We start from the raw sequence: 15891 nt of genomic DNA on the forward strand, positions 1-15891 counted from the left end.
GGGATCGTCATCGTGCACCAACTTCACCGGGACCGGACCAGGCCATGCGTATGCCTCGTCTGCTAATGCTGGCTCTGGCCTGGCTGCTCTCCATGGGTAGCTGGGCAGACACCATCGGGGTCGTCATCCCGCAGGATACCGTCCTGACGCGCAGTTTCGTCGAGGCGCTGGCCAGTCGCATGCCTGCGGACAGGCTCGAGGTCCATGTGCTGGGCATCCCACAGGTTCCGGATTCAGCCTCCCTGTTGGTGACCATGGGCCAGGAAGCCTTGCAGTGGCGCCTGGCGCAATCGTCCCAGATCCCGACGATTGCCACCTATGTCACCCTGGACGGGCTGCGCGAGCTGCACGACAGCGTGCGCCCGTCTTCGGTGCAGATATTGCTGGCCAGTGCCAAGCCCGACCGGCAATTGCGACTGGCTCAGCTGCTCATCCCGCACATGAACACCGCAGGACTGTTGTTCAGCGAGCAGCAGCAATGGCAGCAGCGCTTTTGGCAGGCCGCCGCCGCCCGCCAGGGCGTAACCCTCTATGCCCGCGGCGTCGCTCATGCGGATGAGCTGCCGCGCCGACTGAGTGACGTACTGAATCAGAGTGATGTGCTGGTGGGGCTGGATGATCCGGCCCTCTATAACGCCGAGAACCTCAAGACGCTACTGCTCACCAGCTACGCCCGGCGGCGGGTGCTGATCGGGCCGTCGGCGCCCTTTATCGCCGCTGGTAGCCTGAGTACCACCTATAGCACCCCGGAAAACATGGCCGAGAGCGTCATCGCCGCCTGGCGGCAGCCGTGGAAGCCCGCCGCCATCCGCTATCCTGAACAGTTTTCCGTACTGAGCAACGATCAGGTAGCCCATTCGCTTGGCTTGCCGCCCCCCGATGATGGAGAGCTGATGCGCCGCATCCTTGCCATGGAGCAAACCCGATGAACATCTTCCGCCGTGGCAGCATTAACCGCCGTCTGATCACCATCGCCCTCCTCCCGGCCACCCTGCTCGGCGTAGTACTGCTTGCCTACTTCACCCATGTGCGCCTCGAAGCCCTGAACCAGGAAATGGAAACCACAGGGCAATTGATCGCCGACCAACTGGCGCCGGCAACCGAGTACGGCATCATCACCGGCAATATGGAGTTGCTGGAAAGTCTGATCCAGGGATCATTGAAGATCCCCCATGTATACAAGGTGGAGGTGCTCGACCAGCACGGCAAGTTGCTGGCGATGGAGCAAAAGCAGCCTGCTGAAACCGGCCCGCTGCGGCTGTTCCATGCCGATATCGAGCGTCAGCGCATTCCGCTGCACTATGACCTGTTCCTGCTCAACACGCCGGCCACCGAAGCGGACCAAAGCCAGAAACTGGGGATGGTCAGGATCAGCCTCAGCTACCAGCCCTTCGTCGAGCGCCAGCGCAGCATCCTGCTCCGCAGCCTGCTGCTCGGGGCGCTGGTCCTGCTCGCTGCGCTGTTGTTATCGACCCGCCTGGCCCGGGCGTTCGCCTTACCCCTGGTAGAAATGCGCAGGGCCGTCCAGGCGCTGCAGGACGGGCGTCTGGACACCCGGTTGAAGGTGCGCGAGCGCAACCAGATCGGCGAGCTGATGAATAACATCAACCGTCTGGCCACTACGTTGGAACAGACGCAGGCCCAGCAGCAGCAAGCCATGACGGAACTCATCAATGCCCGGGAGCAGGCCGAACAGGCCAACCGTGCCAAGTCGGACTTCCTCGCCATGATGAGTCACGAACTGCGCACCCCAATGAACGGCGTGATGGGCATGTTGCAACTGTTGGAGACCACCGACCTGACCAGCGAGCAGGTTGAATATTGCCGGATAGCCAGCGAATCTACCGACCACCTGTTGAAGGTCATCAACGATATTCTCGACCTGTCCCGGGTCGAGCGGGAGGCCTTCGAACTCGAGCACATCCCCTTCAGCCTGCCCGCGCTGCTGGAACGGACCGCGGTTGCCTTTGAACACGCCACCAGCCAGAAGGGCCTGACCCTCGACACCGAATGGCATGGCCACCCCGCAGCGCCCGAGGTCATGGGCGATCCAACGCGGCTACGGCAGATCCTGGTCAATCTGCTGGGCAACGCGCTGAAGTTCACCGAGCACGGCCGGATCGCCCTGCGTGCCCGCTGGCAAGGGAATCCCGAAGGCATGCTGCAGCTGGTATGCGAGGTGACTGACAGCGGCATCGGCATGGATCCGCAGCGCCTGGAACATATGTTCGACGCCTTCCAGCAAGGCGATAGCAGCACGTCACGGCGCTTCGGTGGCACCGGCCTCGGCCTGTCCATTGCCCGCAATTTTGCGCGCAAGATGGGCGGCGACCTGGCTGCCACCAGTCAGCCGGGCGCAGGCTCCTGCTTCACCTTGACCATTCCCCTGGCACTCTCCGACGGCCAGCGGCCTGGGCAGCAAGCCCAGCTCCCGGAGGTCGCCCGCCCCAGCGCCCTCCCGGTGTTGCTGGTAGAGGACAACCCGGTGAACCAGATGGTGATAGAAGGCATGCTGCGCAGCCTGTCCCTCCCGGTAGTGATTGCCGATGATGCGCAACAGGCACTGCAACTGCTCAAGGACCCGAACCAACCCTTCTCGCTGATCTTCATGGATATCCAGCTGCCGGACATGAACGGGTTCGACACCTTCCAGTGGTATCGGCAACACTGTGAGGAGCGTCACCTGCAGCCGCGACCCTGTATCGCGCTGACTGCCAGCGCCTCCGAGGAGGACCGCCGACGCAGCGAACAAGCCGGCATGCAGGGCTTTCTCAGCAAACCGGTCACCCGCAAGGCGCTGCGGGAGGTACTCGACCGCTGGGCCTGACCGCTGCATCAATCCGGCTGATCGACTGGCATTTCGTAACATCCGGGTAATGGATTCATCCGCGGCAACGCGCCACACTGATGCCTCTTCGTCTTTTCAGGAATTCACCAGGCATGAGCGCTGTAGCCGATTACCCGATCACGCTGGAATCACCCTTCACTACCCTGCCCGAACTGCTGGCCCTCAACGCCAGGCACCGGCCCGATCATCCTGCCGTCATCCAGGGGCCTCACCATCTCAGTTACGCCGAACTCGATGCCCAGGTCGATCGAGCTGCCGCGGCGCTGCAACGTGATGGGCTGCAGCCCGGGGAGGCTATTGCCATCTGCGCCGCCAACTCGGCGCCCTACGTGGTTTTATTCCTCGCTGCCCTGCGCGCCGGCATGGTGGTCGCTCCCCTGGCGCCCTCGTCCACCGCCGCCAGCCTGGTGACCATGGTGAAGGATTCCGCAGCGCGGCTGCTATTTGTCGATCAGCCCGTTGCCGAGGCGCTCGAGCCGGTAGCTGGGCAGCTGGAAACCCCACTGCTGCATCTGGATGACAGCCAGCCAGCTACGGGTTTCAACGCGTGGCTGGCGGACACCCCGCCCGCACCGGTCGAGCTAACGCCCGAGACCCTGTTCAATGTGATCTACTCCTCAGGCACCACCGGGGAGCCCAAGGGCATCGTCCATGACCACCGCATGCGCTGGGCGCATATCCAGCGTGGTATCGCCTTCGGCTACGGTCCCGAATGCGTCACCTTGATGTCGACCCCGCTGTACTCCAACACCACCCTGGTGTCCTTTCTGCCGACCATCGGCCTGGGCGGCACCCTGGTGCTGATGAGCAAGTTTGATGCAAAGACCTACCTGGAGCTGGCCGAGCAGCATCGCGCCACCCACACCATGCTGGTGCCGGTGCAATACCAGCGGATCATGAGCCGTGACGATTTCGACCGCTATGACCTGTCCAGTTTCCAGATGAAGTTCAGCACCAGCGCGCCCTTCCATGGCGAGCTCAAGGCGGACGTGCTGGCGCGCTGGCCCGGCGGGCTGGTGGAATTCTATGGCATGACCGAGGGTGGTGGCTCCTGCATGCTGCTGGCCCACCAGTTCCCCGACAAGTTGGACACCGTCGGTCGCCCGCTGGATGGCCATGACATGCGCGTCATCGATGAGGACGGCAACGAGCTTCCCCACGGGGAAATCGGCGAAGTAGTGGGTCATTCTGTGGCCATGATGAGCGGTTACCTGAACAAGCCCGAAAAGACCGCCGAAGCCGAATGGTACGACCACACCGGCAAGCGCTTCATCCGTACCGGGGATGTTGGTCGCTTTGATGAAGAAGGCTTTCTCACTTTGATGGACCGGCGCAAGGACATGATCATCAGCGGCGGTTTCAATATCTACCCCAGTGATCTGGAGGCTATCCTGCGGCAACATCCGGACCTGCAGGAAGTCACTGTCATCGGCGTACCCTCCACCAGTTGGGGCGAAACGCCGGTCGGCTATGGGGTACTCAAACCGGGAGCGGATACCCCCGCGGAGCAGATCCTGCAGTGGTTCAACGGCCAGGTGGGCAAGACCCAGCGCCTGAATCGGCTGATCCTTACCGATGAGTTGCCGCGCAGCGCCATCGGCAAGGTACTCAAGCGGGAACTGCGCGATCAGTTCCACGGAGAGTTCGGCACCCTCGATTGAATTGCCCGTCGTTGCCAGCCAGGGGACAGAAATTTTTGTCCTCGGCTGGCATCACGGGTATCCTCAACGCCTCGCGTCTGCCCGGGTGTGACTTTCACCCCGTTGCAGCAGTCTGAGCTTACGCTGGCGGATTAACCGTTCATCAACCCCCCGCCATGCCGATATAATAGCGCCCCACCGAACGGGGAGAGCAGGAGCCTCTATGTCAAAACAAAATGCGTTCAGCCGGGAAGATCTGCTTAAGTGCAGTCGTGGCGAGTTGTTCGGCCCCGGTAACGCACAGTTGCCAGCCCCCAACATGCTGATGATCGACCGCATCACCCACATCAGCGACACGGGCGGCCGCTTCGGCAAGGGCGAAATCGTTGCCGAGCTGGATATCCATCCCGACCTGTGGTTTTTCGCCTGCCATTTCGAAGGCGATCCGGTGATGCCGGGCTGCCTGGGCCTCGACGCCATGTGGCAGCTGGTTGGCTTCCACCTGGGCTGGCTGGGCTATGAAGGCCGCGGCCGCGCCCTGGGTTCGGGCGAAGTGAAGTTTTTCGGTCAGGTTCTGCCAACCGCGAAAAAAGTCACCTATACCATACATATCAAACGCACCATCAACCGCGCCCTGACCTTGGGCATTGCCGATGGCAGCATGGCGGTCGATGGCCGCGAGATCTACACCGCGGAAGGTCTGCGGGTGGGCCTGTTCACTTCTACTGATAGCTTCTGAGGATCACCACTATGCGTCGTGTCGTGATTACCGGTATGGGCATTGTTTCCTGCCTCGGCCAGGATCTGGAAAGCGTGGCTGCCAGCCTGAAAGAAGGCAAGTCGGGCATTACCTACAACCCTGAATACGCCGAAATGGGTCTGCGCAGCCATGTTTCGGGCAGCGTGAAAATCGACCTGGAGGCTGCCATCGACCGCAAGGTCAAGCGCTTCATGGGCGATGCCGCCGCCTTTGCCTACCTGTCCATGCAACAGGCAATTGCCGACGCCGGCCTGACTGAAGAGCAGATCAGCAACCCGCGCACCGGCCTGATTGCCGGTAGCGGTGGCGCCTCCACCCTCAACCAGATGGAGTCGGTCGACATCCTGCGGGAAAAGGGCGTGAAGAAGATCGGGCCGTACCGCGTGCCGCGCACCATGGGCAGCACCGTTTCCGCCTGCCTGGCGACCCCCTTCAAGATTAAGGGCATCAACTATTCGATCTCCTCCGCCTGCGCCACCAGTGCCCATTGCATCGGCAGCGCCATGGAGCAGATCCAGTTGGGCAAGCAGGATGTGGTGTTTGCTGGCGGCGGCGAAGAGGAGCACTGGAGCCAGTCCATGTTGTTCGACGCCATGGGCGCGTTGTCCACCCAGTACAACGACACCCCGGAAAAGGCTTCCCGTGCCTACGACGCCAAGCGTGACGGTTTCGTCATTGCCGGCGGTGGCGGCATGGTGGTGGTCGAGGAGCTGGAGCACGCCCTGGCCCGCGGTGCGAAGATCTACGCCGAAGTGGTCGGCTATGGCGCCACCTCCGACGGCTACGACATGGTCGCCCCCAGCGGTGAAGGCGCGGTACGCTGCATGCAGCAAGCCATGGCGACCGTCGAGGGCACCATCGACTACCTGAACACCCACGGCACCTCCACCCCGGTGGGCGACGTGGCCGAGCTCAAGGCCATCCGTGAAGTGTTCGGCGACAAGGCACCGAAGATCAGCTCCACCAAGAGCCTGTCGGGCCACTCGCTGGGCGCCGCGGGTGTCCAGGAAGCCATCTACTGTCTGCTGATGATGCGCGACAACTTCCTCGCCGCCTCGGCCAACATCGAAGAGCTGGACGAGAACGCTGCTGATCTGCCGATCCTGCGTGAGCGCCTGGACCAGGCCGTTGACCTGATCATGTCCAACAGCTTCGGCTTCGGTGGCACCAACGCCACCCTGATCCTCAAGCGCTGGAACGGCGCCTGAGACTGATGGCGGGCAGAGCCCTCTGCCCGCCTTCTTTCTTTCCCTTCTTCCGTTACCGCAGCTGCAGAGCAGCCTGCTGCGCGCGCTCCACCCGGCGCGCCAACAGTGCCATGGTAGCGGCGCCTATTCCGCACAGAGTGATCATACCGGTCATCGGTAACGCCGTGCCGTTGTGCAGCGTGCCCACCAGTGCCGATACCACCCCAGCGATGGCGAACTGCAGTGTCCCCATCAGCGCCGAGGCGACCCCGGCCTGGTGTCCGTGGCCCGCCAAAGCGCAGGCCGAGGAGTTGGGCAACACCAGCGCCAGCAAAGCCATGCAGCAGAACAGCGGCACCAGCAGCGGCCACAGCGAGGGCGGTTCGAGCAGCGCCACCGCGGACAGTGCAATGGTGCTGCCCATGAACAGCAAAGTGGTGACTTTCAATAACTGGAGGGGCGTGCGCTTGCGCAGCAGCCGGCTGTTGAACTGCGCCGCCAGTACAAAGCCCGCCGAATTCATGCCGAAGAACCAGCCGTAATGTTCAACCGGCACGCCATACAGCTCGATAAAGACAAAGGGGGAGCCGGCGATATAGGCAAACATCCCAGCCATGGCAATCCCCCCGGTCAGCGCGTGAAACATGAACTGAGGTTCCTTCAGCAGCCGACCATAGCGCCCCAGGGCACTGGACAATCGGCTGGGAGGAAGATGCGCGGGCAGGGTTTCCGGTAACCGGAAGAACACCAGGAAACCGAAGACACCGGCAAAGATCGCCAGGAAGACGAAGATCACCTGCCAACCACCGAGCAGCAACATCCAGCCACCGGCCAACGGCGCCAATATGGGCGCCACCCCCATTACCAGCATCAATTGGGAGAAAGCTCGCGCCGCTTCGATGGGCGTGCAGATATCCCGGACCACCGCCCGGTTGACCACCATGCCCGCGCAGCCACCCAGGGCCTGGGCAAAACGCGCGGCGATCAGCCATTCCAGGCTCGGCGCCAGGGCACAGGCGACCGATGCCACGGTGAACAGACCGATACCAAACAACAGTGGCGGGCGGCGGCCAAAGCGATCCGCCAGGGGGCCATAAAAGAGCTGCCCCAGGGCCAGACCGATGAAATAGGCGGACAGGCTAAGCTGGACGTGCTCGGAATCGGTGGCAAAGGATTGCGCAATGGCAGGGAACGCGGGCAGGTAGAGATCGATGGCCAAAGGCCCGAAGGCACTCAAGCCACCCAGGATGAGAAGCAAGCGTAATGTCATGTAACGTCCAGGAAGCGGGGGCCGAACGACAGCGGGTTCGACGCAAGCGGACATGATGCCAGATCACGCCGAACCAGTTAAACCTTCATCAGGTCATGCTGCCGGTTTAATGCTCATGCAAACGGACATTCAGCTCATCGACAATGGGCGCCCACTCGGCATCTTCGCGAAATTCCTCCTTGAGGAACTGTGACTGACCCGGCGTCCAGAACGGCGCATCGACCAGTTTCACATCCTCGGGCAAGCGATGGCTCGCGATAAAGGCCTCGATATCTTCGGGCGTGGAAGACAGGCCAAGCTGGTCAAACAGGTCACTCAATTGCTTGTTGGGTAATTCCATGGGTAGCTCCTCTGGTTGCTAGTCTTGTATTCATTGAAGCAGAAGTTGCCGTTTGGTTCCGGCTAACTTCCTTTCCTGGCCGTTTACCGGGCGTGACCTGCCCGCGAGGCGAAGGCACAATGGGATTTTTCCCGGGAGTAACTGTGATGGCTGACCGACCTACTCTGGATGACGAAACCCTCGCCTTTGCCGAGCGCATGTTCGACCTGGCCCGCCATGGCGACGCCGAGCAGCTGCAGAACATGCTGAAAGCTGGCCTACCCGCCAACCTGCGCAACAGCAAGGGTGACAGCCTGCTGATGCTGGCCTGCTACAACGGTCACCTGGATGCCGCCCGCGTGCTGCTCGCCCATGGCGGCGACCCGGAGCTGGCAAATGACCGCTGCCAGACGCCCCTGGCGGGCGTCGTGTTCAAGGGCGACATGGACATGCTGGAGCTGCTGCTGACCAGCGGTGCCGATGCCAATGGCTGCCCAACCGGGGGCAAGCCACCCCTGATGTATGCCGCCATGTTCAATCGGGTGGACATGCTGGAGCGCCTGCTGCAGGCCGGCGCCGACCCACAGGCGACCGATGCCGATGGCAAGACGGCGCTCGAACTGGCCCGCACCATGGACGCCGGTGACGCCGTCACCCGCCTCGAACAGCTCTGAGAGATCGGTTGCCCTGCGCGCCGCTCCCGCGCAGGGCTCCATCTGTCACCCAGGGCTTGAAGCGCGGGCGGTAGCGCAGGCAGAATACTGTATGCCCAACCAGCCCACCTCTCCAGCTACCGCGAACCAGCCGGCGCCGTTCTACTACCTGCACAACTTCCGGCAGGCAACGACCTGGCTGCGGCAACGCTATGCCGACCTGCTCAACGACGAGGAACAGGTCTTCCTGACCTGCTTCGATGCCCTGCCCCAGGCCTCGCAGGCGCTGCTGGTCAGGTTGATCATGCGCAAGGGGCCACATTTTCGCAGCAGCCGCCTCAACTATCCGGAAATCGGCGATCTCGACGCCGCCGCCGCGCCCTTGCTGGAACTGGGCTGGCTGGATGATTGCCACCCATTGGGCGCCGCCGAGCTGGGTACCTTGCTGCGCCGGGACGAAATCATCGCGCTGCTGTCTCCCGCGCCTGAGCTGCGCACCCTGCGCAAACCCGAGCTGGTGCAACGCCTGTCGACCGCAACCGAAGCTCGCGGCTTTCACCAATGGTGTCCCGCCAGCCCGGAACGCCTGCTGACGCTGCGGATCGGCGACCTGTGCGAACGCCTGCGGCTGATGTTCTTCGGCAATCTTTCCCAGGGGTGGGAGGAGTTCGTGCTCGCCGAGCTGGGTATCTTCCGCTACGAGCAAGTGGCGCTGACCCCGGAGTCCCGGGGTTTTTCCTGCCGCCTGGATATCGAGTTGTATCGTCACCTGCACCAGTGCCGCACCCAACTGGAAGCGGGGCAACCCTGCCTGGAGGTACTCGAGTTGCTCGGCCAGCAGGAGTACGCCAATCCCTGGCTGCGCAGCCGCCACGATCGCTTGTTGTTCGACCTCGCCCGCCAATTGGAGCGGGAAGCAGACCTGCAACAGGCCCTGGCGTTATACGCACGCAGCGGCTGGAGCGGTGCCCGCCAGCGGCAGATTCGTATACTCGAGAAGCTGCAGCAGCATGAACAGGCCTGGGCGTTGGTCCAGGATTCCCTCGATGCCCCAGAAAGCGAGGCGGAGCTGCAGCTCGCCCTGCGGGTGCAACGACGCCTGGCGCGCAAGCTCGGCCAGCCGGCTCACCCGCCAGCTGTTGATGGCATCACCACGCGGCTCGACCTGAACCTCCCGGGTCCCCACGCGCTGGGCGTGGAGGCTGCGGTACGCGAGCATCTGGATTCACCCCAGGCTCCCGTGCATTACGTGGAAAACAGCCTGATCACCGGCCTGTTCGGCCTGCTCTGCTGGGACGCCATTTTCGCGCCCCTGCCCGGCGCCTTCTTTCACCCATTCCAGAGCGCCCCAGCCGACCTGCACAGCCCCGACTTCCAGCACCGGCGGCGTCCGCTGTTCGAGCGTTGCCTGGTCCGACTGGACAGCGATGCCTGGCAGCACAGTATCCGCCGTACCTGGCAGGCCAAGCAGGGCATCCAGAGCCCCTTCGTCCACTGGTCGCTGCTGACCGAAACGCTGCTGAACCAGGCTCTACAATGCCTGCCGCCCGCCCACCTGCGAGCCTGGTTCCTGCGCCTGCTGCAAGATATCCGCGCCAATCGCGCCGGCATGCCCGACCTTATCCAGTTCTGGCCCGAGCAGGGCAGTTACCGGATGATCGAGGTAAAAGGCCCCGGTGACCGCCTCCAGGACAACCAGCGGCGCTGGTTGGAGTTCTGCCATCGCCACGACATGCCGGTCGCGGTCTGCCATGTCCAGTGGGCCAACCCGTGAACTACCGCATTGCGGTACGCGCGCTGTGTGAGTTCACCGCCCGGGAAGGCGACCTCGATCTGCGCTTCACCCCGGCACCCAGCGCCCAGGAGGGCATGGCGGGCCACCGGACAGTGGTCGCCCGGCGTGGGCCCGACTACCTGAGCGAGGTCGCCTTGGTCGGCAGCTACCAAGGTCTGCTCGTCGCCGGCCGCGCCGACGGCTATGACCCCGCGCTCAATCTGCTGGAGGAAATCAAGACCCACCGGGGCGACGTCAAGCGCATCCCGCACAATCACCGCCTGCTGCACTGGGCGCAGGTGAAGGTCTATGGCTGGCTGCTCTGCGCGGAGTACGAGTTAGACGAGATCGACCTGGCGGTAGTCTATTTCAACGTACTCAGCCAGCAGGAAACGCCCTACCGCGAACGCTTTGGTGCCGCGAGCCTGCGCGAGTTCTTCGAGCTGCAGTGCCGCCGCTTCCTCACCTGGGCCGAGCAGGAAAGCGCCCACCGCCTGGCCCGCGACGCTTGCCTTGTGCAGCTGCAGTTTCCCTGGCCGTCCTTTCGCACCGGGCAGCGCCAACTCGCCAACCAGGTATACCGCGCCGCCCGGGACGGCCACACCTTGATGGCCCAGGCCACCACGGGCATCGGCAAGACCCTGGGCACGCTCTTCCCGCAGCTCAAGGCCTTTCCCGAGCAGCAGCTCGACCGGCTGTTCTTTCTCACGGCCAAGACGCCCGGGCGCCAGCTGGCCCTGGATGCCCTGGCCAGCCTGCGCGCGCAGCAGCCAGAAATGCCGCTACGCGTACTGGAGCATGTCGCCCGGGACAAGGCCTGCGAATACCCGGAGCGTGCCTGTCACGGCGACTCATGCCCCCTTGCCAAGGGGTTCTACGACAAGCTGCCGGCGGCCCGGGAGGCAGCGCTCGGGCGGCGCTGGCTGACCCGTCAGGCCGTCCGCGACACCGCCCTGGCCCACGGGGTGTGTCCCTACTACCTGAGCCAGGAGCTATGCCGCTGGACCGATATCGTGGTGGCTGACTACAACTACTACTTTGATATGACCGCCCTGCTCTACAGCCTGACGGTGGTGAATGACTGGCGAATAACCCTGCTGGTGGACGAGGCCCATAACCTGATCGACCGGGGCCGCGGCATGTATACCGCTGAGCTCGACCAGGGCAGCTTCAATGCCTTGCGCAAGACGGCGCCCAGCGCACTGAAATCGACCCTGGACCGGGTGAGCCGCCATTGGAACCAGCTGCACCGGGACCAGCAGGACGACTACCAGATCCATCCGACGATCCCGGATCTCTTCGTGCTCAGCCTGCAGAAAGCCGTCAGTGCGATCACCGACCACCTGAGCGACCAGCCGGAGGGCAACGACGCGGCGCTGCTGCGTTTCTATCTGGACGCCATGCTGTTCTGCCGCCTCGCCGATCACCACGGGCCCCACTCCCTGTTCGATATCACCCGGCTTCAGCTCGGCCGTCGCACCCTGTCGACCCTGTGCCTGCGCAACATCGTCCCGGCGCCCTTTCTCCGCGACCGTTTTACCGCCGCCCACAGCAGCACCCTGTTCTCCGCCACGCTCAGCCCCCAGCATTACCATGCCGACTTGCTTGGCCTGCCGGCGGACACCCAATGGCTGGATGTGGAGTCCCCGTTCAGCGCCGAGCAGTTGCAGGTGCGTTTTGTCAGCAACCTCTCGACCCGCTATCAGGACCGCGCCCGCAGCCTGCTGCCCATCGCCCAGGTGATGGCGCAGCAGTTTCGCGAGCGCCCCGGCAATTACCTGGCGTTTTTCAGCAGCTACGCCTATCTGCAACAGGTACTGGATACCTTCCGTGCGAGCTGGCCCGAGATCCCCGTGCGCGAGCAATCACGGCAGATGAATGAAGCACAGCGGGAGGCCTTTCTCGAGGAATTCACCGACGACTCCCGCTGCATCGGTTTCGCGGTGCTGGGTGGCGCCTTCGGTGAGGGGATAGACCTGCCGGGCAAGCGCCTGGTCGGCGCCTTCATCGCCACCCTGGGGTTACCCCAGGTCAACCCGGTCACTGAAGAAGTAAAAAGCCGCATGGAACAGATGTTCGGCCAGGGCTACGACTACGCCTATCTGTACCCGGGTTTGCAGAAGGTGGTGCAGGCAGCCGGACGGGTCATCCGCACCACCGAGGACGAAGGCGTGGTCTGGCTGCTCGATGACCGCTTCGGCCAGCTGGCCGTACGGCAATTATTGCCTCAATGGTGGCAGCCCGAGCGGTACCGACTGGAACACCAGCCTGCGCCAGGCACCAGTCAATCCCTGTTTCCCGGATAGGCATCAGCCGCGCGCTGCAACCAGGGCTCCAATTCCTTGCGGCCGACCTTGCGCCGCTGCGCCTCGGCCAGTTGCTCGAGCATGTAGTCGCGCTTGGCCTGATCCTCGCCCGCCATGGACAGCGCCAGGTCCCGGTTGCTCCAGCGGCGGATGCGCACCATCAACCACCAGTGAAAATACAACCCGCTGAGCACGGCGAAGGCGATGATGAAATATTCCATGGTGTTCAGTACCTGCTTGAAAGGACCGCCGATTCTAGCGCGGGCCCCTGCCACTTTCATCTTCTCCTGTTGGTTGTAGGAGCGCTGCCCCGGCGCGATGCGGGCCCCCAAGCCCGCCGCTTAGCCGGAAAACGTCGCGGCGGGCCGATGAACGCCGGGCCGGGTCGACTTAGCGCTCGACCGCCACCCTTACCACCTTGTTGTACTGACGATGGGCAAACTCGCCGGTGGCCGCGCCCTGCTCATCCATCAACGGAAAGGCATAGCGGGGCGTCATGACGACTTCATAATCCTGACCGTCGCTGGGCCGCACTTCCACTTCCAGGAAGCCGTAGTGCTTGCCGCCGTCGATCAGTTGATTGCCGTTCCAGATTTCCGGCGCATCGCCATGGGCACTCCAGTGGCTGGCCTGGGCTTGGGCTGGCAACTGGTCGAAGGGCACGTAGTCGGTGGTGGGCGCGTAGCCTGGGCCCCGCAGGCCGTCTCCCGCAAAGCCCACGTCCCAGTAATGCACGCCATCGATCTCAACGTACTCGAGCAGCTCATCATGCCCGGCGAGTACCGCGGTCACGCCATAACGCTCGAACAGCTCATGGTAGATGCGCATCGGCTGGCCGGACTGGCTGTCCTCATTGCTGGCGATACCGGCGCTCCCCGACGGCAGACTGTGGACACCGGTCCCGAAGGGTGTGTGGTGGAACTGGACGAAGATCACCTGGCCCCGGGCCTGGGCATCCGCCAGCTCACTCGCCGCCCAGTTCCATTGTTCGCTACCGCGATTGAAATCCGGCACCCGGGACTGAACGCCATCGATGGCCAGGTTGGTATCCTTCAGCGGGTCGCTGTCATCGCCATTGGACGAGTCGAGGGTGATCAGCGTGACCGGACCATAGTCCACCCGGTAGTACCGTTTCTCGTAGCGCTCATCGGTGCCGTAGTTGCGGGGCAACTCCCAGTAGCTGTTCCACTTGTCATAGGAGCGCATCACCGCCGGCGGGGAATAGGAACCGCCCTCGGGATGCCAGTAGTTTTCATGGTTGCCCAGGGCTGGGAAGATCGGCGTGCGGGAGGCAAAGTCACTCCACTCGCCCGCGGCGTGGCGCCAGAACTCATCCCAGTCCAGCTGCCGACCGCCCTTCTCCACCAGGTCACCGGCGATCAGCCAGAAATCCGGTTGGCGCTCCATGGCGTACTGGATATTGGCGCGGTAGCCGGTGGTCTGGTCGACCGGGTACTGCCGGTCGTAGGTCGCGGTATCGGTAGCCAGCTTGTCACCACCGCCGGCCGCAGCGCTGGCCCCCCAGGCCACGGTCTTGCCGGTAGACTCCGGCTCGGTTTCCATGTCGGACATGGCCAGGAAGCGCACGCTGGCACGCTCGCCGATAGCGGGTGCGGTAGTGAACTGCGCCGTCATCGCCGTCTCGCTGCCAGGCTGGCGAACCTCATAGTCATAGCGGGTCGCTGCGCTCAGCCCCTCAACCCGCACCAGATGCCGGTATGGCAACGCCGGCGCCTGCCCATCAACCACCTCGGCATGGATACCACCGACATTCTTATCGCCGTGGATATAAGCTATCTCGCTGTCGCCATAACCCAGTGCCTCGACCAGCTCGGGCGTGGAAGCAAAACGGCCAACCCCCTCCACCACCAGCTCACCCGGCACCTGCGTATCGGTAAACCAGATGACGCTGATGGCGTCGTCAGTCGGGTTCTGCAGGTAGGGCTTCACCAGAACGCGGGTAGCCGGGGCAGTCTCGCCCGGCGGCGTCACGGTTTTATCGCTGGAGGAGCTGGAGCTGTCCAGGCAGGCGGTCAGCCAGAGGCTGGAAGCGGCGACAATCAAGGTCGCCAGGGCGGTCTTCTGCATACGGGTATCTCGGTAGGATTGCGGTGAAGCGCAGCATGGCAGCGCTTCATGTCATCCCTGTTGCACTTCCGAGAACATTTGATACCGCTGGCGGGCCTGCCCCAGCGGCTCCCCGTCAATGCCGAGTCGGCATCGCCGCCGCTTTCGGCTGGTAGAACATCACCACGTTACCCACCAGGATCAGCACCAACCCGAGCACCGCCGCGCCGGTCCACTGATAACCCTCGAACAGCGTCGACATGCCCAGCGCGATCAATGGGAACATCACCGTGGTGTAAGCCGCCGGGCCGGCGCCGATCCGACCGATCAGCGAGAAGTAGGTAGCAAAGCCGATAACCGAACCGATCAAGGCCAGGTACAGCAGCGAGCCGATATAGCCCGGGGTCTGCTCGATGGTGAAGCTGGCCCCGGTGACCAGCGCCAGTACCAGCATGGTCAACGCGCCGTAGCCCATGGCCCAGGCGTTGGTCGACAGCAGGTCGAGTTTACGCTGCTGGAAGCGCACGCTGATCATGTTGCCCAGGGAAAAGCCGTAGGTACCCAGCAGGCTCAGGCCAATACCCAGCAAGGTGCCATTGGACATCTCCCCACCGGTAAGGTCATGCCAGAACAGGCTGATGATGCCGGCGAACCCCAGCAGGTTGGCCAGCATCAACCGCCGGGTAATCCGCCGACCGAAGAAGATCACGCCATTGAGCGCGTTGAACAGGATCGCCAGGGAAAACAGCACCGACTCCAGGCCGCTGTTGATATAGGCATTGGCGGTATAGAAACACACGAAATTGAAGCCGAAGACGCACATCCCCTGCAGCAGGCAGAACAGATGGTCGCCGCGCCCCAGTTTCTGCAACCGTCCACTCAAGCCCAGCACCAGCAGCATCAGGCCGCCGGCGATAGCAAAGCGGTAGAACACCGACACCAGCACCGGCACCGGGCCGGTCTGCATACTGATGGCAATCCAGGTGGTGCCCCAGATCAGCACAGTGGCCGCATATAGAAAAACGTTCATCGATAGTCTCGAAAAAGGCGGAGGTTACCCGGCGCAT

13 protein-coding genes are annotated in these 15891 nt (G+C 63.2%); 8 read left to right on the top strand and 5 right to left on the bottom strand.

What is annotated here, in order from left to right; translation table 11 throughout:
- Positions 1-44 precede the first annotated feature (44 nt).
- From VG99_RS01680 to fabB, 5 genes are all read left to right on the top strand, one after another.
- Positions 45-929 carry a hypothetical protein gene (locus VG99_RS01680; protein ID WP_158023868.1) on the top strand — a complete coding sequence of 295 codons (885 nt, stop codon included), beginning with the start codon at positions 45-47 and terminating at the stop codon, positions 927-929.
- On the top strand, positions 926-2827 hold the full coding sequence (locus VG99_RS01685; protein WP_044498005.1) for an ATP-binding protein: 1902 nt from the start codon (positions 926-928) through the stop codon (positions 2825-2827). The genes VG99_RS01680 and VG99_RS01685 overlap by 4 nt, the downstream gene beginning before the upstream one ends.
- Before the next feature lie 113 nt (positions 2828-2940).
- Complete coding sequence (locus tag VG99_RS01690) at positions 2941-4509, top strand: class I adenylate-forming enzyme family protein (RefSeq protein WP_044498006.1); 1569 nt, start codon at positions 2941-2943, stop codon at positions 4507-4509.
- 202 nt (positions 4510-4711) lie between these two features.
- Positions 4712-5227: a 3-hydroxyacyl-[acyl-carrier-protein] dehydratase FabA gene (gene fabA / locus VG99_RS01695; protein ID WP_044498007.1), complete on the top strand. Its 516-nt coding sequence runs from the start codon at positions 4712-4714 to the stop codon at positions 5225-5227.
- 11 nt (positions 5228-5238) lie between these two features.
- Positions 5239-6456, top strand: coding sequence for a beta-ketoacyl-ACP synthase I (gene fabB, locus VG99_RS01700; RefSeq protein ID WP_044498008.1), 1218 nt, complete (start codon positions 5239-5241; stop codon positions 6454-6456).
- Positions 6457-6508: 52 nt separating this feature from the next.
- Here fabB and VG99_RS01705 read toward each other — a convergent pair whose 3' ends face one another.
- Together VG99_RS01705 and VG99_RS01710 are read right to left on the bottom strand one after the other, a co-directional pair.
- Positions 6509-7705, bottom strand: coding sequence for a Bcr/CflA family multidrug efflux MFS transporter (locus VG99_RS01705; protein ID WP_044498011.1), 1197 nt, complete (start codon positions 7703-7705; stop codon positions 6509-6511).
- A gap of 106 nt (positions 7706-7811) precedes the next feature.
- On the bottom strand, positions 7812-8045 hold the full coding sequence (locus VG99_RS01710) for a DUF2789 domain-containing protein (RefSeq protein ID WP_044498012.1): 234 nt from the start codon (positions 8043-8045) through the stop codon (positions 7812-7814).
- 146 nt (positions 8046-8191) lie between these two features.
- Between VG99_RS01710 and VG99_RS01715 the strand changes: the two genes are divergently transcribed.
- The 3 genes from VG99_RS01715 to VG99_RS01725 all read left to right on the top strand — a co-directional run bounded on the left by VG99_RS01715 (position 8192) and on the right by VG99_RS01725 (position 12757).
- Positions 8192-8698, top strand: coding sequence for an ankyrin repeat domain-containing protein (locus VG99_RS01715; protein WP_044498013.1), 507 nt, complete (start codon positions 8192-8194; stop codon positions 8696-8698).
- A gap of 91 nt (positions 8699-8789) precedes the next feature.
- A complete protein-coding gene (locus VG99_RS01720; protein ID WP_044498015.1) occupies positions 8790-10451 on the top strand; it encodes a VRR-NUC domain-containing protein in 1662 nt (553 codons plus the stop codon).
- On the top strand, positions 10448-12757 hold the full coding sequence (locus VG99_RS01725; protein ID WP_044498017.1) for an ATP-dependent DNA helicase: 2310 nt from the start codon (positions 10448-10450) through the stop codon (positions 12755-12757). The genes VG99_RS01720 and VG99_RS01725 overlap by 4 nt, the downstream gene beginning before the upstream one ends.
- Here VG99_RS01725 and VG99_RS01730 read toward each other — a convergent pair.
- The 3 genes from VG99_RS01730 to VG99_RS01740 all read right to left on the bottom strand — a co-directional run bounded on the left by VG99_RS01730 (position 12736) and on the right by VG99_RS01740 (position 15854).
- On the bottom strand, positions 12736-12978 hold the full coding sequence (locus VG99_RS01730) for a hypothetical protein (RefSeq protein ID WP_044501360.1): 243 nt from the start codon (positions 12976-12978) through the stop codon (positions 12736-12738). The genes VG99_RS01725 and VG99_RS01730 overlap by 22 nt on opposite strands.
- A gap of 169 nt (positions 12979-13147) precedes the next feature.
- On the bottom strand, positions 13148-14845 hold the full coding sequence (locus VG99_RS01735; protein ID WP_044498018.1) for a metallophosphoesterase family protein: 1698 nt from the start codon (positions 14843-14845) through the stop codon (positions 13148-13150).
- Positions 14846-14960: 115 nt separating this feature from the next.
- Positions 14961-15854, bottom strand: a complete 894-nt coding sequence (locus tag VG99_RS01740; protein ID WP_044498020.1) for a DMT family transporter — start codon at positions 15852-15854, stop codon at positions 14961-14963.
- Positions 15855-15891 lie beyond the last annotated feature (37 nt).

The sequence above is a fragment of the Pseudomonas saudimassiliensis genome (genome assembly GCF_000939975.1).
In the GTDB taxonomy this organism is placed as follows: domain Bacteria; phylum Pseudomonadota; class Gammaproteobacteria; order Pseudomonadales; family Pseudomonadaceae; genus Halopseudomonas; species Halopseudomonas saudimassiliensis.